The sequence below is a fragment of the Brevibacillus brevis genome (assembly GCF_900637055.1).
In the GTDB taxonomy this organism is placed as follows: domain Bacteria; phylum Bacillota; class Bacilli; order Brevibacillales; family Brevibacillaceae; genus Brevibacillus; species Brevibacillus brevis.
On the sequence record NZ_LR134338.1, the window covers coordinates 4,888,949 to 4,910,040 of the forward strand.

Below are 21,092 nucleotides of genomic sequence, written 5' to 3' on the forward strand. Positions count from 1 at the left end.
TCACGCAATCTCCTCGCTCTGCTCCTTGCGCATGGGCAAAATCAGCGTAAAAACCGATCCCTCTGACGTGCTTTTTGCGAGGAGGAGATCTCCGCCGAGTGCCTTCGCCATCATGCGGGAATAGGACAGCCCCAAACCGAGTCCACGAACTTTGTCTTTTTTATTGCTTCCCCGAAAGAAACGCTCGAACACAAGTGGCTGTTCCTTTGCAGGTATTCCTGGCCCATCGTCTTTGACATCGATTCGTAAATCGGTATCCGTTTTGTAGAGAGTGAGCGCTATGTTCCCAGCCTCACCGACAGCCTGTTTCGCGTTGTTCAAAAGATTAATCAAGATTTGCTGGACACGGCCCGGATCGACATAGATCATCGTCTGCTGTTCCAGAACCCCCACGGTAAATGTGACGTGACCGAGGTCGTGGACAATCTGCCATTGTGAGGCGATCTCGCGGATCAGCTTGTTCACGTTTTGCTCTTCCTGACAAACCGTGATCGCTCCTACGGCAAATGAATTGAAGTCTAGCAAATCCTCTACCATTTTTTGCAGACGCTTCGTTTCCTTCAGGCAGATTTCCAAAAACTCCTTCTGCTCCTCACCGGAAACCACCTCGTCGTTAATTGCCTGGATCAATCCGCTAATAGACGTAACGGGGGTTTTCAGCTCGTGTGTCACCCCAGCCAAAAGCTCTGTTCGCATGCTTTCCAACTGCCGAAGACGGTCGGCCATTTCCGCAAACGTATGCACCAGCTCGTGAATTTCCTTTTCCTTGATCGTTTTATTGATCAAGACGTCGTAGTTTCCTTCTACGATCTGTCGTGCGGACATCACCACATTTTGAATCGGCTCAGACAGCTTCCGCGCATGAAAATAAATAACCGCCCAGCCAAGCACACCCAAGCTGCCCAGCATAATGACCAAATATTGGATTTCCTCTTTGCCTACCTTGATATCCGTTTCTGGGAAAAGCAAGATCACCTTGCCAATGACTTGATCATTGTATTCCAAATTTTTCCTCACCACATACAGTGTCTCACCTGACGGGTGCCTCACTTTATCCCACATATTCGCCTGCTCCAACAACTCAGGCGCTGCCTGCTGCAAGGGAGTTGGAAGCTTGGTTGGCCGACTGTAAACGACCTCTCCTTTTACATCTTCAATGAACAAGATCAGGTTGCGATCAACACCCATAAACTTGCGCCGATTATCCAATACCTGATGAAGTTTTTCCCCCACCAAAATATTTCCAACATCATCGACGACTCGATCAGCCACTTCCTCTGCAAACAGTCGCGTGACCTCAACCTGCTTTTCAATCGCAGCGTACTTGATCCAATAAGCAGAGACTGCTCCAATGATGAGCAACCCGATCACGAGGGTGAGCAGATAACGTGTGGTCCAATAACGCAGCAGCGATACGGGCTCATTATTTTTTATAAACACAGAATTGATACCCAACCCCTCTTTGCGTCTTGATCTCGCCCTCATGAACCGGCCAATTCTCCAAAGTCTTTCTGACCCGCTTGATCGCCAAGTCTACGGCACGGTCACTCCCCCCGTAGTCCATTCCCCATACTTGTTCAATCAACTGCTCACGGGTAAAAGTCTGATTCGGATTTTGTGCCAGAAAAAGCAGCAAGGACAGATCGCGCGGGTGAAACGTCAGTTCGAGACCGTGCAGCGTCACGTGGTGGGACTGAAAGTTTATTTTCAAGCTTCCGAATAGTCGGGTTTCCTGATCTTTCACCAAAATAACAGAACGTCGCAGTACCGCATTGACCCTCGCAACTACTTCGTCCGCGACAAAAGGCTTCGTTATGTAGTCATCTGCTCCTTGATTGAGTCCCTTGAGCTTTTGGTCTGTCTGCCCGAGCGCTGTCATGATAATGACAGGACAGGAGCTCTTTTCACGAATGTACTGGAGAATCTCCCAGCCATTGCGTTCAGGGAGCATGACATCCAATAGAACCAAATCCGGCTTTTTCTCATCAAAAAGCTGCATGGCCTCGATCCCGTCATTCGCTTGCCAGACCTCATACCCTGCCTTTTGCAAGTAAGCCTTCAGCACGCGCGATATCACCAGTTCATCTTCTACCAACAAAATGCTTTTCATATCTTCCCTACCTGATTTACAGACATATAATCATTCCTATTCGCGAATTCTCGCATGGTTCCCTCTATACTCTACGTACTTCTATTCTATCAGTTTACAGCCTTGTATTAAAATTTGCCTTTGATGTTTTTGGAAAATAGGAAAAAAGCCTTGCATCCCATGTAAAGGAGCAAGGCTTTTTTTGTGAGAAACGTCCCCACTTTGAGTGGTATTTAGTTGATAACGCTACCGTCGAAAGTGATTTCTTCATCGCTAGCATCCGCGGAGAAATCCCACAGCTCATCGTCGTCATCGCTGCTGTCTACGATTTCACCTTCAATGTCAGCGTCTTCGAACTCATCCCAAATATCTTCTACTACTTTTTCAACGAGATCCTCGAAATCGGAATCATCCATAGCGTCGTACTCGTCTTCAAATTCATCCTTGTCGACCGCGATTTCTACATCGATATCATCTTCGTCGCCACTCAGCGTGAACTTCCACTCGATATCTTCGTAGTCATCGTAATCGCTGTCCAGTTGATCTTCCAGGTCGTCCAGATCATCTTGGACATCATCGTCATCATCTCTGCTGCTCTTGCTGTTTTTCAAATCAGTAATCTGTTTGTTCAGGCTGTCAATTGTTCCTTGCAAGGTTCTGATTTGAGCATCACGTGCAGCCAACTCTGATGCGTGCTGGGAGTTCGGCTTGTCTTTTACCGTAATGGTGTACTTCGTGCCATCCCATGCTACATCCTTGCTGAACACGTCCGCCATCATACGCAGCGGGATGTACGTGGTTCCGTTTACGATAAATGGTTCGATTGTAGTTGGAACAGCTGCGCCGTTATAAATTACTTTAATGTTGTTGTACTTAGCTTGCAGATTCTTCGTTCCAGTCGCTGCTTGAGAGCTCGTCGGAATAAGTGTGGTAGTCAGAATCAACGCTGAGGCAATCGCCAGATATTGCTTCTTGAACATAGAAAATCCTCCATTCTCCCGGTTGTCTATTTCTTTCGTGTCACTATGTACATTTCTTACTTTACCTATCGTTCGTGTCGAGAGTATGTCAATAATTGATTTTTTCCTTTCCAATTTGAGGGGATTTCTATGACCAAAAGGACCAAAACAACCAATATGACCGTATCATTTTCAATTTTTTACACAATTTATACAATGCGAAAGAGAAGGATAAAGCGCTTTCAAAACATGAAGGAGGAGTGGATTCGATGCGGATCAACTTTAAAAATCTGACCGTACAGGTCGTTATTGCCATTATTCTCGGTATCCTAGTTGGTCATTTTGCACCCAAATTTGGCGCAGAGCTGAAGGTGTTGGCCGATATTTTTGTCAAACTGATCAAAATGGTCATTCCACCGATTGTCTTCTTCACCGTAGTGAATGGAATCGCCAGTATGGGAGACATGAAAAAGGTCGGTAAGATCGGCGGCAAAGCGCTGCTCTATTTTGAAATCGTTACCACAATCGCATTGGCAATCGGACTGCTCGTGGTCAACCTGATCAAGCCTGGGGTAGGCTTTGACAAAACGGGACTGACCAGTGGGGACGTCTCCAAGTACACGGAGGCTGCTGCTTCGAGTAACAACGGTTTTATTGATTTTATTACGGGGATCATTCCGGAAAATGTCGTCGGGGCGATGGCAAAAGGCGAGCTGTTGCCTATTCTGTTCTTCGCTGTCCTGTTTGGTCTCTCACTCGCTGCCATGGGGCAAGCGTCTCAGCCTGTCATCAAGCTGTTTGACAAGCTGGCACACGGATTTTTTGGTGTCGTCAACATGATCATGAAGGTTTCTCCATTGGCTGCATTTGGCGCGATGGCGTACACGATTGGCAAATTCGGCATTGGCTCGCTGACCAGACTGGGCCTTTTGATGACAGCTGTCTACATCACGATGTTTTTGTTCATTATTCTCATACTGGGCGGGATCGCGCGCTACTACAAATTCAATATCTTCTCGTTTATCAAATACATTCGGGAGGAAATCCTGCTCGTGCTCGGGACCTCCTCCTCAGAGTCTGCTCTTCCGAGAATGATGGATCGGCTGGAGAAGTACGGCTGCTCCAAATCCGTTGTCGGTCTGGTCGTACCGACGGGCTACTCGTTTAACCTGGATGGCACCTCCATCTATTTATCTATGGCTGCCATTTTTATCGCCCAGGCATATGGCATCGAGCTCAGCTTCTGGGAACAGGTCACCCTTTTAGGAATCCTGATGATTACGTCAAAAGGGGCTGCTGGTGTCACAGGTTCCGGTTTCATTACACTCGCCGCTACCTTGGCAGCCTTCCCTGTCATCCCGGTCGAAGGCATCGCACTGCTCCTTGGCGTTGACCGTTTCATGTCTGAAGCGCGCGCCATCACGAATCTGATTGGAAATGGCGTAGCTGCCGTGGTTATAGCCAAGCATGAAAATGAGTTCCATCCGGGACGTGTCGAGCAAACAGATGAAACCGCCATCGAGTCGGACAACGAGTCAGAAGCAAAACCGATCATGGCCTAGTCCCTATAAAAAAGAGGTTCTCCTATTGAGAGAGAACCTCTTTTTTCTTTAGTCATTTGGCCATGTCTTGCGTAGCTCAACCTCAAATTGGCGCAGATGATTAATTCGCTTCTGTGCTGCCTGATACTCCTCCTGCCAGCCCTCTTTCTCGCGCTCTTTGATCAGCTCCGCCTTTTTCTCCAGCTCCCTTACCTCATTGCGCAATGCGATCACGATGTCCAATAGCTCATCCATATCCATGGACCGCATGTCTTGAATAAAGATCCATTCCGCTTCTGTTAATCGATACTGTTTGTTCGCCATGTTTCATCATCCTTAAAATAACCTCTATCGAAGCCCACTCATGGAGGAGCGACCTCATTTTAGAGGAAAGTTAATATGCCTATATGTTTATAAGTGTGTCATTTTTTAATAAAAATGTTTCATTTTAAAGAAAAATGACGTCATTTCGTGTATAATAGTGGATATAGGTATGAATGTCGACAATAATCCGCACACAGGGGGGATTATTACTAAAATATCACCGGAATGGATATAATTCCAAATAATTATTGACGACTTGTTGCTCACTGGGAAAAAAGAGAGCTATCTATGCCAATACAGTGTTTTTTCGCGAAGGAGGATCTTACATGTTCTCTATTAGAGAATCCGATTTGCCAGGAATCGGCAGGAAGTACCAGGTCGAAACCAGAAGTGGCGACAAGCTGGTTATTGTCATTCACGATGACGGTCGCCGGGAAATGTATCACTTTGACCGTGATGATATGGACGAAACAATCTCCATGGTTACCCTTGACGACGATGAGGCGAGACAAATTGCTGCCATCGTAGGCGGCTTGACGTACAAACCATCTGCACTGGAAACAGTCGAGGTTGCGTTAGACAAACTCATGATTGAATGGTACAAGATTGAATCGAACGCTCCTGCCATCGGCAAGACGATTGGGGAACTCAACATTCGTCAAGAAACAGGCGCTACCATCATCGCTGTTATTGAAAAAGACCATAAACAAACGATTAATCCCGGCCCCGAGTATGTCCTTTGTACAGGATCTACGTTGGTCGTTGCAGGTGAACGGAAGCAGGTGAAGGCTCTCAAGACTATTCTCAGCAACGGAGGTGAGTGATATTGGAGCACATCGTTTTTGAAGTTGGTCTTGCCCTCGCACTCATAGCAATTGCGGGGTTCCTCTCTATGAAGTTAAAATTCTCCATCGTACCCTTCTACATTCTCGTCGGGATGATCGTGGGTCCACACGCTCCCGACATCGGATTGTTTGATCTCCGCTTTATTGAAAGCGCCCCGCTCATCGAATTTATGGGCAGAATTGGCGTACTCTTCCTGTTGTTTTACCTCGGACTGGAATTTTCAGTGGGCCGTCTGATCAAGGCTGGTCGATCCATTGCCGTAGGCGGTACCATCTACATCGTCATCAACTTTACCCTCGGTCTCTTGTTTGGTTGGGCCGCAGGATTTCCACTCAAAGAAGTTTTGATTATCGCCGGTATTACCACTATTTCCTCCAGTGCCATCGTGGCAAAAGTCCTGGTGGATCTCAAACGTACAGCAAATCGCGAAACAGAGATGATCTTGGGGATCATCATGTTCGAAGACATATTCTTGGCCGTCTATATTTCGATCGTGTCCGGCTTGGTGTTAAGCGGTGCAACTTCTCTTGCCGGCGTACTCTCATCCGCATTGATTGCACTCGGCTACATGCTCCTCCTCATTATCGTAGGCCGCAAGCTCGTACCTTTCCTAAATCGGGCATTGAACATCAAATCAAACGAAGTGTTTATGATTACGGTGTTTGCCGCTTTGTTTCTGATTGCGGGTTTTTCCGAAACGATCCATGTTGCCGAAGCCATCGGAGCATTGCTCGTAGGTCTCGTTCTGGCAGAAACACAACACATGAAACGCATCGAGCACCTCATCCTGCCGTTTCGTGACTTCTTCGGAGCCATGTTCTTCTTCAGCTTCGGTTTGACAATTGATCCATTGTCATTAGGTGGAGCCGTATGGTTGTCCATTGGTGCAGTTGCCCTCACCCTTTTCGGTAACGTCGTCGCCGGACTTTTGGCTGGGCGAAGTGCCGGATTATCTCCCAAGGCTTCTACCAATATTGGACTGACCATTGTATCTCGCGGTGAGTTCTCCATCATCATGGCTAATCTCGGAAAAGCGGGCGCACTCATGGAAATTCTGCAACCATTTGCGGCTCTTTACGTTCTGATTCTCGCCATATTAGGTCCATTGTTGACCAAGGAATCCAAGCATATTTACAAGTTGCTCAATGCTGTGTTTCGTCTGGATCGAAAGGCATCACTCAAAGAATCAGAAAACAAAGCAGACGCTGGATAATAGGAGAGACATGACTACCGACAGCAGATATGCCAGCTGTCGGTTTTTCTATTTGATCGCAGACAACATGTTCTCCATGGTTTCTTCATCCATTGGGCCGATGTATTTATTCTGGACCACACCGTTCGAATCAATGATGTAGCTGGTCGGAATCGAAATGGCTTTGTACACATTCGCCACTTCTTTATCGGGATCGAGCAAGATCGGGAAGGTAATGCCATACAACTTCACAAAATCCGCCACCGCTTCCGGGCTCGACTCCGTATCGGTCAGATTGACACCGATAATAACTACGCCTTTTTCTTTGTTCTCTTCGTAGTAACGCTGCATGTCCGGCATTTCTGCCCGGCAAGGAGGACACCACGTCGCCCACAGATTGAGAATGACTTTTTTCCCCCGTAAATCGGACAGCTTGACCGTACCGCCGCCTATCTGCTGCAGCTCAAAATCCGGAGCGGTATTTCCTTTTTCAATTCCAATCTGCCCGTTGCCTTGCTCGCCAGATGAAGCGGTGGGCTCCTGCCTGTTCAAGTATTCCGCATCAAAAATGCCCCATCCCAAAAGCCCCAAGAGTACGACGATCGCCCAAGCGTTATGATATTTCTTCATCGGTCGTTCCCCCTATCGGCTTCACTCGTCTGGACAAAAAGAGCAGCAAGAGAGCGAATGCATAGTACATGAGTTGATCGCCGGAAAGTCCTGCAAACGCAGCTTCTCGATTCGGCACAAAAAAATGCACATAGACTTGGCTAATGGCAAACCACATCACGGGTGCAAGCCAAGCCACTAAATGAATGAGTCCTTCCTTTTCCCGATGAACCCACCAAAGAAAGAAGGCACATATGGCGACCTGCTGTACGTGATACCACATGCTGCTCTGTTCTAACACGACCGTGAGCAGCTGGTAAACGCCAGTTGCGGCAAGAAAGCCTGTCGCCATTCCCAAGGCGACGAAATGAACAGGTATCGCTTTTTTGCGTACCGTCTTGGTGAGGTACACCACAACTGCCACTACTGCCAACATGGCTCCGTTTTCTCCCCCGGAAAAATAAAGAATGGATGAGGGATTCTCCACCGCTTTCGAAAAATCAAACAGGACGTAGCTGAACTTCCAAACAAGAAATGCCAGCAACAGTGCATTACTCAACAGCTCAATAACGGCTGATTTCATTTCTCTGTTATGTGTAAGCTGAGCGGATATAGCCACAAAGCCGAGCGAAAGCGAAACAATGACCGCCAGCATGCTCATTTTCAACAAAAAGGGGCCTATTTGAATAGCATCCGACATTTTCGTTTCCTCCTTTAGAAAAATGTCTTACTCTAGGGAGACAAGTATCCAAACAATTATCACCATATCAGGAAATGGGGAATAAAGGAATGCTCACGAATATTTTTACTTTGCAGGAGCGCTATGCCCTTGCTTTTTCTACGCGAACGGAGCATCCACAAGTGCGCGTATATCGCGATGAATCGGTCCCGGACATGTATAGCCATAATTTCACAGAAATGATGTCGGTTCCCACTCAAGACTGGGTGCAAGCTTATATCGAGCAAGAGCTTCGGCGTGCCAAAGAGCAGCAGCTCGGCCACTTGAAGCTGGAACTGCACCCGTCGTTACCTTTTTCAGAAGAGTTAGTGTCTTTTGCGACCCAGCTTGGGTTTGAGGTAAATACGATGCTGTACATGCTTGCTCCGCTGGATGTTGCCGATAAACTAGCGCCGAATCCTCAATGCTCCGTTTTGCGAGGGGATTCAGCTGACGTCATGGAAGCAGGCATACGCTGCCTTACTGCTTATGATTCCGTTATGATCAATCCTGATTTTGCTGTCCGTAAAGCGAACCGGAAAAGACAAATTTATGAAAGAGGTGAGATCATTCCGTATGTGTGCTTTGTCGATCAAGAGCCAGTCGGTGCATGTGAATGGCATCTTTACAAGGAACTTGTTCGTATGGAGGAATTTTTTATACTGGATTCCTGGCAGCGTAGAGGATTCGGCACGGAAATCATTCGGGTCATGATGCAGGACGCAAAAAAACTCGGCGCCACCCATATGTACTTGACGACTTATGCAGATGATACGCCGCAGGAAATGTACAGCAAGCTCGGCTTTCAAGAGGTCGGGAGGCATTTGGAAATGATCTGGCTAAAGAATTAATTAAAAAAGCTCCCACCAAGTAACTTAGTGAGAGCCATCCTATTTCCAGTATTGATCTACTCTTTTGTGGTGTTAAGCAGCGCTTCTGCCTCCCGATCCCTTCGGTCGGTTTCACCGTTTTTGGTCCATTGCAAAAATCGGTCGTCCAAAAGCTCTGACAAGATTGCCCGTTTGTCCGCTTCGCTCACCGCCAGTGCGAGTACTTGTCTTCTCATGCTGCCAAGAAAAAGCGTGTAGTCCTCGTATTCGGGTCCCACCGACTCTTCGAGCTGGCGGCGCATTTTCTTCGCCAGACCCGGGTTGTTCCCACCCGTAGAGATGGCAATCTGCAAGTCTCCGCGCGAAATGACGGATGGAACGGTAAAAGAACAGAGGTCTGGGCGATCGACGATGTTGATCCACTGATTCGGACGGCACGCTTCGTATACAGCCAGATTGACGGCGGGATCACTCGTCGCCGCGATGATGAGCACTGCTTCCTCTACGTCCTGTGGGGTAAAGGGGCGTGGTGCTACCATCAGCCTCTTAGCGTGTGCCCATTCAAGGATGGTTGACGTACAGGAGGGACTCACAACGGCGACATCCGCACCAGCAGCAAGCAGACTCCCGATTTTCCGCTCGGCTACCTGCCCGCCACCGACCACCAAGCAACGCTTGTTTTGTAGATTGACCATCATGGCATAGTGCGTCACCAGCGATCCCTCCCCTCTGCTTCCTATTGTTGCACTTGCTCCATTGCAAGCGTAGCTTCAAACCAGTTGATTTTCTCGCGCATCTTCACGACATCACCGACCAAAATGATAGCTGGATTCGTGATGTGACTGTTTTGCGCCAAACGTTCCTCAATGTCAGCCAATGTACCCGTTACCACCGCTTGCTGCGGGAGTGTTCCCCAAGAGATGACGGCTACTGGCGTATGTGGATCGCGTCCGTGCTTGATTAATTGGGTGCGGATCAACGGCAGATTGGCTACTCCCATGTAAAAGGCAACGGTGTCGATCCCATTCGCGAGAGCACGCCATTTTTCTACCGCCAGCTCCGGCTTGTCTTCGCGCAAATGTCCCGTCACGACAGCAAATGACGAGCCGTGATCGCGGTGTGTCACCGGAATACCCGCGTACGCCGAGGCTGCAATCCCAGCTGTTACTCCCGGGACGATTTCAAAGGCAATTCCTCGCTCAGCCAAATGCTGCGCTTCTTCTCCCGCTCGTCCAAACACACAAGGATCGCCACCTTTTAGCCGTACGACGACTTTTCCTTCCTGCGCTTTTTCCGCCAATAGCTCGTTAATGGATTCCTGTCTCATCGTGTGATGATCCGGCAGCTTGCCGCAGTAGATGCGTTCTGCCGTCTGTGGCGCGTACTCCAGCAGGGCTGGATTTGCCAGACGATCATACACAACCACCTCTGCCTTTTGCAGGCATTCCATTCCTTTTACGGTAATCAGCTTCGGATCGCCAGGGCCAGCTCCTACGAGATAGACTTTGCCCGCGCCGCTCATCGGTCACTTACTCCTGCTGATGCAAATGTCGCCATCTCACGAACCATCCGTGTCGCTGCTTCCACGATTGGAAACGCCAATGTTGCTCCGCTTCCTTCGCCCAGTCGCAATTTCAGGCTGAGCAATGGCTCCTTGCCTAATGCTTGCAGGACAAAATCATGCCCCGGCTCCTCAGAACGGTGTCCGGCGATCAAGTAATCAGCAACGAGTGGCTCCATTCGAACAGCAAGCAAAGCCGCTACCGTAGCGATAAAGCCGTCCAGCAGCACAGGGACGCGACGAGCGGCTGCTCCCATGATCGCCCCAGCCATTGCTCCGATTTCCAGTCCGCCGACTTTTGCCAAAACGTCCAACGGATTGGTTGCATCCGGACGATGCAAGGCAAGCGCTTCGCGAACAACTGCCTTTTTACGTTGCCAGCCTGCGTCATCCAGCCCTGTTCCTCGTCCGACGATTTGCTCAGGATCAGCTCCGGTTAAGGCTGACAGGATCGCACTGCTGGCTGTCGTGTTGCCAATGCCTACTTCACCGACGATCAGGACTTGGGCGCCTTCCCCGATAATCGCTTCTGCCATGTCAAGGCCAACTGCGATGGAGCACGTCGCTTCATCTGCGGTCATCGCTGCTTCTTTCAGCATATTGCCCGAGCCTGCTCTGATTCGCTTGTTGTAAACACCCGGTGCTTCGACCTCGACCGCTACACCGACATCTACGATTTTTTGGATGGCTCCGATTTGTCTGGCGAAGACGTTGACTCCAGCTCCGCCATGAACCATATTCAACACCATTTGCGCTGTCACTTCCTGCGGATAGGCAGAGACACCTTCCCGTGCCACACCGTGATCGGCCGCAAAAACAAGCACGCCCGGCGGCGTCACAACAGGCATTGTCTCACCTGTCATCCCAGCCAGCTCAATAGCCAATTGTTCCAGGCGTCCAAGGCTGCCAAGCGGCTTCGTCAACTGATCCACATGCTGTCTCGTTTGCTCACTTGCTTCCTGATTTCGTGGCTCAATCGCCGGATAAATGACTGACATTATACTGCACCTCTTTTTCTTGAAAAGCCTTCATATACTCTTCGATCGTATCCAACTTCACATGGCGACGAACGGTATCTGCCAACAGATCATACCCCTGCTCTCGCAGAGCGACAAAGGATGGGCGATCCGTGACGGGTGGGAGTCCTTTTTTCTCACGGATGCTATTCAGCAACAGCGTGCGGAAGTGGTCATTGTGGAACAGGCCATGAAAATACGTGCCGATCAACTGCCGCTCCTCCTGGCAATAGCCCTCTGTACGCTCCTCCATTTGGATAAACGGAAAATCATTGCTCGAATAAGCGGATTGCCCCATGTGAATCTCGTAGCCTTCCACCGTCAGCTTTTCCTTCGCAAATACTGCTTCACCGCGGGACAACACTGTCGTTTTCTTCTGCTCCATCGTCGTGATCATCGGGATGAGACCTAGCCCATCAAGCTGCTGCAACGGAGACTCGACCCCAGCCGGATCGTGAATAGAATCTCCCAGCATTTGATAGCCGCCGCACAAACCGACGATATATGTCTTGCCCTTATGATGAAGGTCTTTGACCGCCGCAGCAAGACCTGTCTCTCGCAGAAATTGCAAATCCTCGAGTGTATTCTTGCTGCCCGGCAAGACAATCAGGTCAGGTTCACCCAGCTCTTCCACCCGTGTTACAAAGCGCATCCGGCAATCCGGCTCTACAAAAAACGGGTCCACGTCTGTAAAATTGGAAATTCGCGGGTAGCGCAATACCGCAATGTCAATCTCCCGCGGCGTCTCACGCTGACCTTGATAACGGTGCAAAATCAGCGAATCCTCCGCATCAATCCACAAGTCTGGAATAAATGGCACGACACCAAGGACAGGCTTGCCCGTATATTCTTCGAACCAGTCGAGCCCCGGCTGCAATAGCGTCAGGTCTCCACGGAAACGGTTGATGATGACACCGATCACGCGGTCCCGATCTTCGGGTTCGAGCAGCTGGAGGGTACCGACCAAGCTGGCAAACACACCCCCACGCTCGATGTCTGCCACCAAAATGACGGGCGCGTTCGTGAGACGGGCGACCCGCATATTGACGAGCTCGCGGTCATTCAGATTGACCTCTGCCGGACTGCCAGCCCCTTCGATGACGACCCGCTCATAGGTGCTGGCGAGTCGTTGATACGCTTCCTCAATGATCCGCAAGCCCTCGTCATAAAATTCCGTCCGATAGGCAAAAGCTTTCATGTTACCGTATGGCTCGCCGTTTACGACAATTTGCGATTCGGAATCCCGCGTCGGCTTGATCAAAATGGGGTTCATGTCAGTCGTCGCCAGAATTCCCGCTGCCTCTGCCTGAACACCCTGTGCCCGCCCGATTTCTTTTCCATCCAGCGTCACGTAGGAATTCAAGGCCATATTTTGCGATTTGAACGGAGCTGTCTTGTAGCCATCTTGGGCAAAAATCCGGCACAGCGCTGTTGCAATCGCACTTTTTCCTGCATCCGAGCTGGTACCTTGCACCATTAACGGGAGGGTTTTAGGCACGAGCGGCCACCTCCGCGCAACGGTTCAACCAACGCTCAACCAGGTCGGGATTGGAGCCGAAATGCAAGTGGGTATAGCCAGCGACCAGATTATCCTGGGCATAGCCCTCCGGCTTTGTGCCGCGAAGTCCTTTCGTCTCATATGCTGTTGGCAGCTCTTGATCCGAAGCATACGTAGAGTAGTGGAATTCATGCCCTTTTGCCTGTTCTTCAGTACCGAGCAAGAAATTGCCTTCCTTGCCGCGCACTTCCCTATAGCCAAGCGCTGCGAGCTTTTTCTGCATGGTCACCTTGCCTGGGATGAGCCCCACCATCGGATAGCTGTCGCCCTCTGTCGTCACGATGGCCTCTGTCAAAAACATGTAGCCGCCGCACTCAGCCAAGGTAGGCAAGCCTTTTGTGATCGCAGATCGGATCGATTGTTTCACCGCTTCATTTTGCGATAGCTCTGCTGCAAATTCCTCCGGGAAGCCTCCCCCGATGTACAAGCCATCCGCGTCCTCAGGCACTCCCTCTCCGGCAAGCGGAGAAAAGAACGCGAGCTTCGCGCCATATGCTTCGAGCAGCTCCAAATTTTCCGGATAGTAAAAATGAAAAGCAGGGTCCTTCGCTACAGCAATGGTGACGTTGGCAGATGCTTTTCGCGGAGCAAACAGCGTAGGTTCCGCTTGCAGCGGTTCTGCCTTTGCCAGCTCCCAGATTTGTTCCAAATCGACTGTCTCCGCGATCAAGTCAGCCAGCTTTTCAAACAAGGGAGTCAACTCTCCACGCTCGACAGATGGCACCAATCCGAGATGACGTTCCGGTATTTCCAACTCGTTCTCCCGTTTCAGGTAGCCCACGACCGGAATCCCGCACTCCTGCTCGATCGCTGCCTTCACGATTTTGTGATGCCCTTCACTGCCGACCTTGTTCGCGATGACACCGACGATTCTCGCCTGCGGATTGAGCAGTTGAAAGCCTTTGACAATCGCAGCCGCACTGCGCGCCATGCTCTGACAATTGACCACCAACAGAACCGGAGAGCCAGTCAAGATGCTGATTTCGGCAGTACTGCCTTTATCGCTGGTCGCTTCCTTGCCATCGTACATACCCATGACACCCTCGATAATCGAGATGTCTGCACCCTCGCTGCCGCGGACAAATATCTCCTTCACGATCTCGTGCTCCAGCATAAAGCTGTCCAGATTGCGCGAGGCTCTGCCTGTCACAGCCGTATGATACGTAGGATCGATGTAGTCAGGTCCGCACTTGAAGCCCTGAACGGTATGCCCTTTTCTTTTCAGAGCAGCCATCAGTCCGATGGTAACGGTTGTCTTACCCGCTCCACTGCCTGTTCCGGCAATCACAATACGGCGGCTGTCCGTCATGCGCGCTCCTCCTCGTGATAGGGCATCAATCCGACCGAAATGGTGGCATTGCCCGACTTCTTCTTGGTCAAAACGAGTTCCCCCACGCCTGCGTATAACTTCGCGGCAGGCTCGCTCACTCCGTACGCTCCAGTGAATTTGAAGACGGTATCAGACGGATCGCTGATCTCTACCTGATTCAACTCTTCAGGCGAATACCAGACGAATGGCCAGCCGTATTTTTCGCAAACGGCGATCAGACCCGCTTCATCTTTTTTCAGTTCGATGGTCGCCAGTGCTTTTACACTTTTGATCGAAAATTGCAGTTCATCCAGCGTTTCCTTAATGACTGCCTCAATCTCCTCTGCGGAGGTTCCACGATTGCAGCCCATCCCGAGCACGATGACCTTCGGACGATAAAGGACGCCGTTGTCCAAAATCGATTGTTCCTCCGGTGTGAGCAAGCGGTGTGAGACAACCAGAGCAGCTTGCGGCTGATCGGCTTTGGCCTCCGCGATTGTCGCGTATTCCTTGATGGACGGCGGCATCGGCGTGTCATGCATCCACCAGTCGCGTTCGCCGGATTCATTGATGACAGCTACACGCTCCTCGTTAACGACAGAAGCACTGACTGGCGTCAGCTTTTCAGCGGAATCCCACTCCCAGCCAAAACGTCTGCCAAATAGATCGACCGGAATCGTCTTTTGTACGTCAGATGCTGTCGTGATAATCGGACGAGCACCCATGACTGCTGCTACCTCGCGAGCCAGCTCATTGGCACCGCCCAAATGGCCGGACAGCACACTGATGACATTCTCCCCACGGTCATCGACGACGACGACACCCGGGTCTTTCTTTTTGTCTTCAAGCAAAGGTGCGATCATCCGAATAACCGCACCCAGTGAAATAATGATGATTAAACCTTTATAAGCAGGCCAGAGAGCGGGAAACAGCATCCGTACACTGTTCGAAAACAGCTGGATGCCGCGAGCTTCCTCATCTCCACGCTCGAACTTGCTCATGTAGTACAGGTCTGTCCCAGGGAATTTCTGTGCCAGATCGCGCGCCATCTCTACTCCGTGCTTCGTGATGGCGACGATCGCATAGTCTCCGCGCTGCTCGATAACAGGGATTTCTCCCTCGATCAGTTCGATGATCTTCATTATTCCTTCACACCTTTTCTGAACCCGTGTGTAAAGGTTTTATCATACAGCTTGGAACGGTACTGCTCGCTCTTGTCGTGGATGTTCGGGTCCAATGCCCAGCCAGCCAAAATCATTGCGTGCTTGCGAATGCCGTTTTTGCCCATGTCTTCGTCCAAATTTTTCAGCGTGGTGCGAATGATCAATTGATCCGGCCAGCTTGCACGTTGTACGACGGCTACTGGCGTATCCTCGCTCCAACCAGCTTCGATCAGCTCACGGACTACTTTTTTCGTCAAAGTCGCACTCAAATAAAGTGCCAGTGTGCAATGATGCTCAGCAAGTGCACGCAGCTTTTCTCTTTCTGGTACTGGTGTGCGACCTTCTGCGCGGGTGAGGATAATCGTCTGTGTCAGATCAGGAATCGTCAGCTCGGCTCCTACTGCTGCCGCTGCCGCAAATACGGAGCTCACACCAGGAACGATTTCGACTTCAATGCCTTTTTCCTTTAACAGTGCAATCTGCTCCATAATCGCGCCATAAATCGATGGATCGCCCGTATGCAGGCGTACCACTGTTTTTCCACTGCTAATCCGTTCTACCAATTGTTCTACCATTTCTTCCAATGCCATCCCCGAGCTTTGCAGTACTTCCGCCTTCGGATTGCCGAGCGCAACCAACTCCTCGTTCACGAGAGAATCGGTATACATAATGACGTCTGCCTTTTGCAGCAGCTTCAAGCCTTTTACCGTAATCAAATCAGGGTCGCCGGGACCCGCTCCCACTATGTACAGTTTCATTACTTTTTCACCACCATCAGTGTAAGATAGCTAAGCTCTGCCCGCTCCAGTTCACGCATATCGGTCCAAACCATTTCCTCGGAGGAAGTGACCTTGGTCGCTACTGCTGCCTTTTCAGCCAGCCCCATTTCCTTCAGCAAGCCAATGATCATTGGCAGTACTTTCGCTACCTTCAGGAACACGACGGTATCGTGGTTCTCAAGCGCTTTGCGCATAGCTTCCTTGTCTTCTGTCGCCGGGATGATGCCGATCTGCTCGTCGCCATCCGCCAGCGGCAGATTGAAGCGGGACGCTGCTCCCAGAAACGAAGAGACGCCTGGTACGGTCACGATTGGCACTTCCGGGTGCTCCTCATGCATGACACGCATCATGTGGATAAACGTGCTGTAAAACATCGGATCGCCTTCCGTTACAAAAGCGACATCCTTGCCTTCAGACAGTCGTTCCCAGACGATCTCCACCGTGTTGTTCCACTCGCGCTCCAAAATTTCTTTGTCCCGCGTCATCGGGAATACGAGTCCGAGCATTTCCTTGTCTGGTGACTGCACGTACAGCTCCGCGATTTGATGTGCGTAGCTTTTGCTGCCCATGCGTTTTTTCGGGTACGCAATCACTGGCGATTGCTGCAATAGACGAAATGCCTTGACGGTAATCAATTCAGGGTCGCCGGGCCCTACGCCCAGTCCGTACAATGTTCCGATCTTAGTCACTAGAATCTCCTCCTTTGTTCTTTAAGCCTGCTTGGCCCATGCGGTAATGATGTAGATCGGATTCAATGCTTCAAAGCGCGTCAGGGACAAAATCGGCTTGCTGCGCGATAGCTGCGCCAGTGTCACCGATGTCTCGAATCCTTCCTGCGCGAATGCTTGTGTCGCTTCGTACAATGTCTCAATGGTCGCTGCGTTCACCACAATCCGGCCATTCGGGCGCAGTCGTGTGCAGCAGATGTTCAACAGCTCGCGCAATTCTCCGCCACTGCCGCCGATAAACACGGCATCCGGGTCTGGGAACTCCTCCAAACCATGCGGGGCACGGGCGCCTACAACCGTCAAATCCGTGCGAAACTTCGCCATGTTCTGGCGGCAGTTTTCCAGATCGTCCGCATTCTTCTCTACGCCGTACACTTCACCCTCACGTGCGATCCGTGCCGCTTCGATTGCGACAGAGCCTGTGCAGGTGCCGATGTCCCAGACGATGCTTTTGGCATGCAATTGCAGCTGCGCAATGCTTAAAATGCGCACTTCTTTTTTCGTAATGAGTCCCTTGTCCGGCTTGCGCTGGGAGAACTCCTCATCTGCGATTCCGAACGGCCATACCGGGCTTGGACGGCGTTTTTTCAAAATCACGACATTCAGATCAGAGAATACACCATCTGCCATTTCCTCAAGGGAATACCAGCCTGTCCGCTCTTCTTCACTACCGAGATTCTCCGCCACGAACGCATCGTACTCGGTCATCTGGAACGAGAGGAGATAGCGGGCGATCGCTGCTGGAGAGTTTTCCCGATCCGTCAGCAGTGCAACCTTTTCCTTCCCGTCGATCCGCTGTGCCAGACCTTTGATACTGCGTCCGTGCACACTAGCAAGTGTCGCATCCTGCCATGCTTCTCCCATTTTGGCAAAAGCGAGCTGGATGGAGCTCAGGTGCGGGTAAAGCTCTACTTTCAGCTTTTTGGCAAGCAAGCTGCCGATCCCGTAAAAGAGCGGGTCGCCTGACGCCAGAATGACCGTCTTTCGCGTCTCTGTGCGCAGCTCCTCCACCATCGCGGTCAGTCCGCCCTTCAGTACACGCTTTTCTCCTGTATACTCTGGGAAAAAACTGAGGTGTCGCTCTCCTCCAACCAACAATTCACTTTCCTCTATCCAAGTCCGGTACAACGGCAGCAGACTCTGCTGTCCATCATCCCCGATTCCAATTACTTTCATCGCCTGTGTCATTGATCGTCACCCTTCCCAACAGGGACCCTTTCATTGTGATGATGATGGTTTCGACCTCAATGCCGCCACCCACTTCCTTCAGTGCAGCGCGACAGCAGTTTTCGCACATGATCTCGAAAAAGGCGGGCGTGTCCACCATCATATCGCCTACCTGCGAAGCGGTGTTGGCTCCCAAAATTTCGTCAATACGCTCCTGCGAAGCTCCTGCATCTGCCGCCATTTGAGCGAGGAAGCCGAAATCGACGGGTGCGCTTTTGGAATGAACCATCATGACGCCCTGCGCCACTTTGGAAAACTTGCCCATCATCCCGACCAAGGTCACTTTGCGCATCCCTTTGTTCTTGCACTGCTTGAGGGAAAAGCCGACGAAATCGCCCATTTCCACGAATGCTTCTTCCGACAGCTCTGGATAAGTAGCGACCCCGTAGGATTCACTCTTTCCGCCCGTCGAAAGCACGATATGATCGCAGCCGGCTTCCTTGGCGACATTGACTGCTTGCGCCACACTCGCCTTGTAGGCAGAAGTGGAAAACGGCACCACGATTCCGCGCGTCCCCAATATGGAGATGCCGCCGAGTATGCCGAGTCGTCCATTCAATGTTTTTTTGGCGATTTCCTCGCCCGCAGGCACGGAGATGACGATTTTGATCCCACGCTGGGTCCCGTACTCATCCAGAACAGCCTGCGCGGTTTCCCTGATCATTTTGCGCGGGACCGGATTGATCGCTGCCTCGCCAATCGGAACGGGCAACCCTGGCTTGGTCACCCGTCCCACACCGAGGCCGCCATCCAAAATAATGCCGGGCTCATCCGACCATTCCACGGTAGAGAGAATAAGGGCACCGTGTGTCGCGTCAGGATCGTCTCCTCCATCCTTGATCGTGCCTGCTGTCGCCCTCACCGATGAAAATTCACAGCTCTCCATCTGAAAGGTGACGTCCTCGCCGATTGGCAGGCGAATGGTCGCTTGGCTTTGCTCTTCCTGAGTAATCAGCGCGATCAAAGCAGCCTTGGTCGTCGCCGTTGCGCATGATCCAGTCGTATATCCGTGGCGGAGGGGCTTTGCCTCTTTTTCGTCCGTTGCTGCTTTGGCTGCCATCTGCTTAGCCCAACCGTTCCGCCATGATCGAAATGGCATTCAATGCTGCTACCGTTACTGGGCTTCCGCCTTTGCGTCCCATGTTCGTGATGAATGGGATATCGAGCTTCGCCAGCTCTTCCTTGGATTCAGCCGCAGATACGAAGCCAACTGGCATCCCGATCACCAGACCTGGCTTTGCTTCGCCTTCCTTCACCATGCGGATCAGCTCCAGGAGTGCCGTAGGTGCGTTTCCGATGCAAAAGATTCCGCCATCCGCTTCCTTGATCGCTTTGCGCATGGAAATGATCGCACGGGTCGTATTCAGACGCTTCGCCTCTTCCATCACATCACGGTCAGAGATATACACCTTCACTTGTCCGCCGAATTTTTCAATGCGGTTTTTGCTGATACCGACTTGCACCATCTGTACATCTGCTACGACGATTTTGCCGCTGCGGATTGCTTCGATTCCCGATTTTACTGCGTCCGGGTGGAAAACAAGGCTGCGTCCAAGATCAAAGTCTGCGGATGCGTGAATGACGCGTTGTACTACCGGATATTGTTCTTCTGTAAAAGAATGCTCGCCCAGCTCATCTGTAATGATTTGAAAGCTCAAATCCTCAATCTCTTGCGGTTGTACGGTCATCGGTTTAAATTCTGTTTTGAAATCCATGGTTAGTTTCCTCCAGTCACAATTTAAATGCGCGTTCAAAAAGTCGGCTTTTCAGCACCGAGAAGATGGCGAGAACCGGACTTTGACGGTGAACGCCATATTCGATGTCAAATATGCTTCACGAACCACTTCGTTATCAAAAGACGACTTATTGAACAACCTCTTTGAGTTGTTCTAAAACACTGGTAAAGTCGGAAAACTTCGTTCCATAATCGATCTTCGGACGACCAATGACGATTGTTTCGATGCCCATTTCCAGTGCCGCTTCCACCTTTTCGTCAAAAGCACCTACCTTGCCGCTCTCCTTGGTAATCATCAGCGTGACACCATAATGATCGTAGAGTGCTTTGTTCAGCTCCTTGGAAAAAGGACCTTGCATCGCGACGATGTTTTTTTGCTCGACACCGAGCTCTTCGCATTTCTGCATATTGTCAAGACGCGGCAGCATGCGTGCTACTACCGTCGTGTCTGGCAAGCCCAACAGCCGATCCGTGAACGTTTTCAGCGTCTTGCTTCCTGTTGTCAGCATGATGACACCACGCTTTTCTGCCGCCAGCTCAGCCGCCTGGACGTAGTCTTCTACCACAATCAGCTTCTCGCTGCCCGGTGAGGAGAGGCTCTCCCGCTCGTAGCGAATGTAGGGGACTCCTGCGCCCTGTGCTCCTGCCATGGCGTTTTTGGAGGCTTCCTCTGCGAAGGGATGACTCGCGTCGACCACGCATTGTACGGCTCTCTCTTGGATCAGCTGCTGAATATCTTCGGCAGTCAGGCGACCGACCTGGACAGGCACGCCCGCCTCCTCCATACTTTTCGCAGCATTGTCAGTGACGACCGTCGTCAACAGTTCGTAGCCCTTGTCCTTGATTTGCAAAGCCAACTCGCGCGCGTCGCTCGTTCCAGCCAGTACCAGAATCATGCTGTCTTCCTC

The 21,092-nt window shown here is 50.9% G+C and carries 22 protein-coding genes; 4 read left to right on the forward strand and 18 right to left on the reverse strand.

The window, feature by feature from the left end; genetic code table 11:
- The 3 genes from EL268_RS23465 to EL268_RS23475 all read right to left on the reverse strand — a co-directional run bounded on the left by EL268_RS23465 (nt 1) and on the right by EL268_RS23475 (nt 3,069).
- Entirely contained in the window at nt 1-1,455 is a 1,455-nt protein-coding gene (locus EL268_RS23465; protein WP_106655662.1) for a HAMP domain-containing sensor histidine kinase, read from the reverse strand.
- Complete coding sequence (locus EL268_RS23470; protein ID WP_106655663.1) at nt 1,424-2,110, reverse strand: response regulator transcription factor; 687 nt, start codon at nt 2,108-2,110, stop codon at nt 1,424-1,426. Before EL268_RS23470 ends, EL268_RS23465 begins: the two co-directional genes overlap by 32 nt.
- Before the next feature lie 212 nt (nt 2,111-2,322).
- The gene (locus EL268_RS23475; protein WP_106655664.1) at nt 2,323-3,069 is read right to left on the reverse strand and encodes a stalk domain-containing protein; all 747 of its coding nucleotides are present in this window, start codon (nt 3,067-3,069) and stop codon (nt 2,323-2,325) included.
- 248 nt (nt 3,070-3,317) lie between these two features.
- Between EL268_RS23475 and EL268_RS23480 the strand changes: the two genes are divergently transcribed.
- Entirely contained in the window at nt 3,318-4,610 is a 1,293-nt protein-coding gene (locus tag EL268_RS23480; RefSeq protein WP_106655665.1) for a dicarboxylate/amino acid:cation symporter, read from the forward strand.
- A gap of 48 nt (nt 4,611-4,658) precedes the next feature.
- Here the strand turns inward: EL268_RS23480 and EL268_RS23485 are convergent, their stop codons facing one another.
- A complete protein-coding gene (locus EL268_RS23485) occupies nt 4,659-4,913 on the reverse strand; it encodes a hypothetical protein (RefSeq protein ID WP_088906257.1) in 255 nt (84 codons plus the stop codon).
- Between the two features lie 326 nt (nt 4,914-5,239).
- On the opposite strand from EL268_RS23485, the gene EL268_RS23490 reads away from it, so the two are divergent.
- Both EL268_RS23490 and EL268_RS23495 read left to right on the forward strand, forming a co-directional pair.
- Nucleotides 5,240-5,737, forward strand: coding sequence for a cation:proton antiporter regulatory subunit (locus tag EL268_RS23490; RefSeq protein WP_069846275.1), 498 nt, complete (start codon nt 5,240-5,242; stop codon nt 5,735-5,737).
- 2 nt (nt 5,738-5,739) lie between these two features.
- Nucleotides 5,740-6,972: a cation:proton antiporter gene (locus EL268_RS23495; protein WP_106655666.1), complete on the forward strand. Its 1,233-nt coding sequence runs from the start codon at nt 5,740-5,742 to the stop codon at nt 6,970-6,972.
- 48 nt (nt 6,973-7,020) lie between these two features.
- Here EL268_RS23495 and EL268_RS23500 read toward each other — a convergent pair whose 3' ends face one another.
- A complete protein-coding gene (locus EL268_RS23500; RefSeq protein ID WP_106655667.1) occupies nt 7,021-7,581 on the reverse strand; it encodes a peroxiredoxin family protein in 561 nt (186 codons plus the stop codon).
- Nucleotides 7,565-8,260: a hypothetical protein gene (locus tag EL268_RS23505; protein WP_106655668.1), complete on the reverse strand. Its 696-nt coding sequence runs from the start codon at nt 8,258-8,260 to the stop codon at nt 7,565-7,567. The genes EL268_RS23500 and EL268_RS23505 overlap by 17 nt, the downstream gene beginning before the upstream one ends.
- Nucleotides 8,261-8,349: 89 nt before the next feature.
- Between EL268_RS23505 and EL268_RS23510 the strand changes: the two genes are divergently transcribed.
- Entirely contained in the window at nt 8,350-9,129 is a 780-nt protein-coding gene (locus EL268_RS23510; RefSeq protein WP_106655669.1) for a GNAT family N-acetyltransferase, read from the forward strand.
- Between the two features lie 56 nt (nt 9,130-9,185).
- Here the strand turns inward: EL268_RS23510 and EL268_RS23515 are convergent, their stop codons facing one another.
- From EL268_RS23515 to cobK, 12 genes are all read right to left on the reverse strand, one after another.
- The gene (locus EL268_RS23515) at nt 9,186-9,821 is read right to left on the reverse strand and encodes a precorrin-2 dehydrogenase/sirohydrochlorin ferrochelatase family protein (RefSeq protein ID WP_106655670.1); all 636 of its coding nucleotides are present in this window, start codon (nt 9,819-9,821) and stop codon (nt 9,186-9,188) included.
- 23 nt (nt 9,822-9,844) lie between these two features.
- Nucleotides 9,845-10,630: a uroporphyrinogen-III C-methyltransferase gene (cobA, locus tag EL268_RS23520; protein WP_106655671.1), complete on the reverse strand. Its 786-nt coding sequence runs from the start codon at nt 10,628-10,630 to the stop codon at nt 9,845-9,847.
- On the reverse strand, nt 10,627-11,667 hold the full coding sequence (gene cobT / locus EL268_RS23525) for a nicotinate-nucleotide--dimethylbenzimidazole phosphoribosyltransferase (RefSeq protein WP_106655672.1): 1,041 nt from the start codon (nt 11,665-11,667) through the stop codon (nt 10,627-10,629). The genes cobA and cobT overlap by 4 nt, the downstream gene beginning before the upstream one ends.
- Entirely contained in the window at nt 11,642-13,183 is a 1,542-nt protein-coding gene (locus tag EL268_RS23530) for a cobyric acid synthase (RefSeq protein WP_106655673.1), read from the reverse strand. The genes cobT and EL268_RS23530 overlap by 26 nt, the downstream gene beginning before the upstream one ends.
- Nucleotides 13,176-14,552 carry a cobyrinic acid a,c-diamide synthase CobB gene (locus tag EL268_RS23535; protein WP_106655674.1) on the reverse strand — a complete coding sequence of 459 codons (1,377 nt, stop codon included), beginning with the start codon at nt 14,550-14,552 and terminating at the stop codon, nt 13,176-13,178. Before EL268_RS23535 ends, EL268_RS23530 begins: the two co-directional genes overlap by 8 nt.
- Nucleotides 14,549-15,694, reverse strand: coding sequence for a cobalt-precorrin 5A hydrolase (locus EL268_RS23540; protein ID WP_088906246.1), 1,146 nt, complete (start codon nt 15,692-15,694; stop codon nt 14,549-14,551). Before EL268_RS23540 ends, EL268_RS23535 begins: the two co-directional genes overlap by 4 nt.
- On the reverse strand, nt 15,694-16,473 hold the full coding sequence (gene cobM / locus EL268_RS23545; RefSeq protein WP_106655675.1) for a precorrin-4 C(11)-methyltransferase: 780 nt from the start codon (nt 16,471-16,473) through the stop codon (nt 15,694-15,696). The genes EL268_RS23540 and cobM overlap by 1 nt, the downstream gene beginning before the upstream one ends.
- Nucleotides 16,473-17,183, reverse strand: a complete 711-nt coding sequence (cobI, locus tag EL268_RS23550; RefSeq protein ID WP_007715903.1) for a precorrin-2 C(20)-methyltransferase — start codon at nt 17,181-17,183, stop codon at nt 16,473-16,475. The genes cobM and cobI overlap by 1 nt, the downstream gene beginning before the upstream one ends.
- A gap of 21 nt (nt 17,184-17,204) precedes the next feature.
- Complete coding sequence (gene cbiE, locus EL268_RS23555) at nt 17,205-18,410, reverse strand: precorrin-6y C5,15-methyltransferase (decarboxylating) subunit CbiE (RefSeq protein WP_106655676.1); 1,206 nt, start codon at nt 18,408-18,410, stop codon at nt 17,205-17,207.
- Nucleotides 18,373-19,509, reverse strand: coding sequence for a cobalt-precorrin-5B (C(1))-methyltransferase (locus tag EL268_RS23560; protein WP_106655677.1), 1,137 nt, complete (start codon nt 19,507-19,509; stop codon nt 18,373-18,375). Before EL268_RS23560 ends, cbiE begins: the two co-directional genes overlap by 38 nt.
- Nucleotides 19,510-19,513: 4 nt before the next feature.
- A complete protein-coding gene (locus EL268_RS23565; RefSeq protein WP_106655678.1) occupies nt 19,514-20,164 on the reverse strand; it encodes a precorrin-8X methylmutase in 651 nt (216 codons plus the stop codon).
- 148 nt (nt 20,165-20,312) lie between these two features.
- Nucleotides 20,313-21,080, reverse strand: coding sequence for a precorrin-6A reductase (cobK, locus tag EL268_RS23570; protein ID WP_106655679.1), 768 nt, complete (start codon nt 21,078-21,080; stop codon nt 20,313-20,315).
- Nucleotides 21,081-21,092: the final 12 nt, after the last annotated feature.

Coding starts and splice junctions, on each gene's coding strand:
- EL268_RS23535 (WP_106655674.1), bottom strand. CDS start 14,552: ATGACGGACAGCCGCCGTATTGTGATTGCCGGAACAGGCAGTGGAGCG.
- EL268_RS23540 (WP_088906246.1), bottom strand. CDS start 15,694: ATGAAGATCATCGAACTGATCGAGGGAGAAATCCCTGTTATCGAGCAG.
- EL268_RS23485 (WP_088906257.1), bottom strand. CDS start 4,913: ATGGCGAACAAACAGTATCGATTAACAGAAGCGGAATGGATCTTTATT.
- cbiE (WP_106655676.1), bottom strand. CDS start 18,410: ATGACACAGGCGATGAAAGTAATTGGAATCGGGGATGATGGACAGCAG.
- EL268_RS23470 (WP_106655663.1), bottom strand. CDS start 2,110: ATGAAAAGCATTTTGTTGGTAGAAGATGAACTGGTGATATCGCGCGTG.
- cobT (WP_106655672.1), bottom strand. CDS start 11,667: ATGTCAGTCATTTATCCGGCGATTGAGCCACGAAATCAGGAAGCAAGT.
- cobM (WP_106655675.1), bottom strand. CDS start 16,473: ATGAAACTGTACATAGTGGGAGCGGGTCCCGGCGACCCTGATTTGATT.
- EL268_RS23500 (WP_106655667.1), bottom strand. CDS start 7,581: ATGAAGAAATATCATAACGCTTGGGCGATCGTCGTACTCTTGGGGCTT.
- cobK (WP_106655679.1), bottom strand. CDS start 21,080: ATGATTCTGGTACTGGCTGGAACGAGCGACGCGCGCGAGTTGGCTTTG.
- EL268_RS23490 (WP_069846275.1), top strand. CDS start 5,240: ATGTTCTCTATTAGAGAATCCGATTTGCCAGGAATCGGCAGGAAGTAC.
- cobA (WP_106655671.1), bottom strand. CDS start 10,630: ATGAGCGGCGCGGGCAAAGTCTATCTCGTAGGAGCTGGCCCTGGCGAT.
- EL268_RS23560 (WP_106655677.1), bottom strand. CDS start 19,509: ATGGCAGCCAAAGCAGCAACGGACGAAAAAGAGGCAAAGCCCCTCCGC.
- EL268_RS23505 (WP_106655668.1), bottom strand. CDS start 8,260: ATGTCGGATGCTATTCAAATAGGCCCCTTTTTGTTGAAAATGAGCATG.
- EL268_RS23475 (WP_106655664.1), bottom strand. CDS start 3,069: ATGTTCAAGAAGCAATATCTGGCGATTGCCTCAGCGTTGATTCTGACT.
- EL268_RS23510 (WP_106655669.1), top strand. CDS start 8,350: ATGCTCACGAATATTTTTACTTTGCAGGAGCGCTATGCCCTTGCTTTT.
- EL268_RS23565 (WP_106655678.1), bottom strand. CDS start 20,164: ATGGATTTCAAAACAGAATTTAAACCGATGACCGTACAACCGCAAGAG.
- EL268_RS23480 (WP_106655665.1), top strand. CDS start 3,318: ATGCGGATCAACTTTAAAAATCTGACCGTACAGGTCGTTATTGCCATT.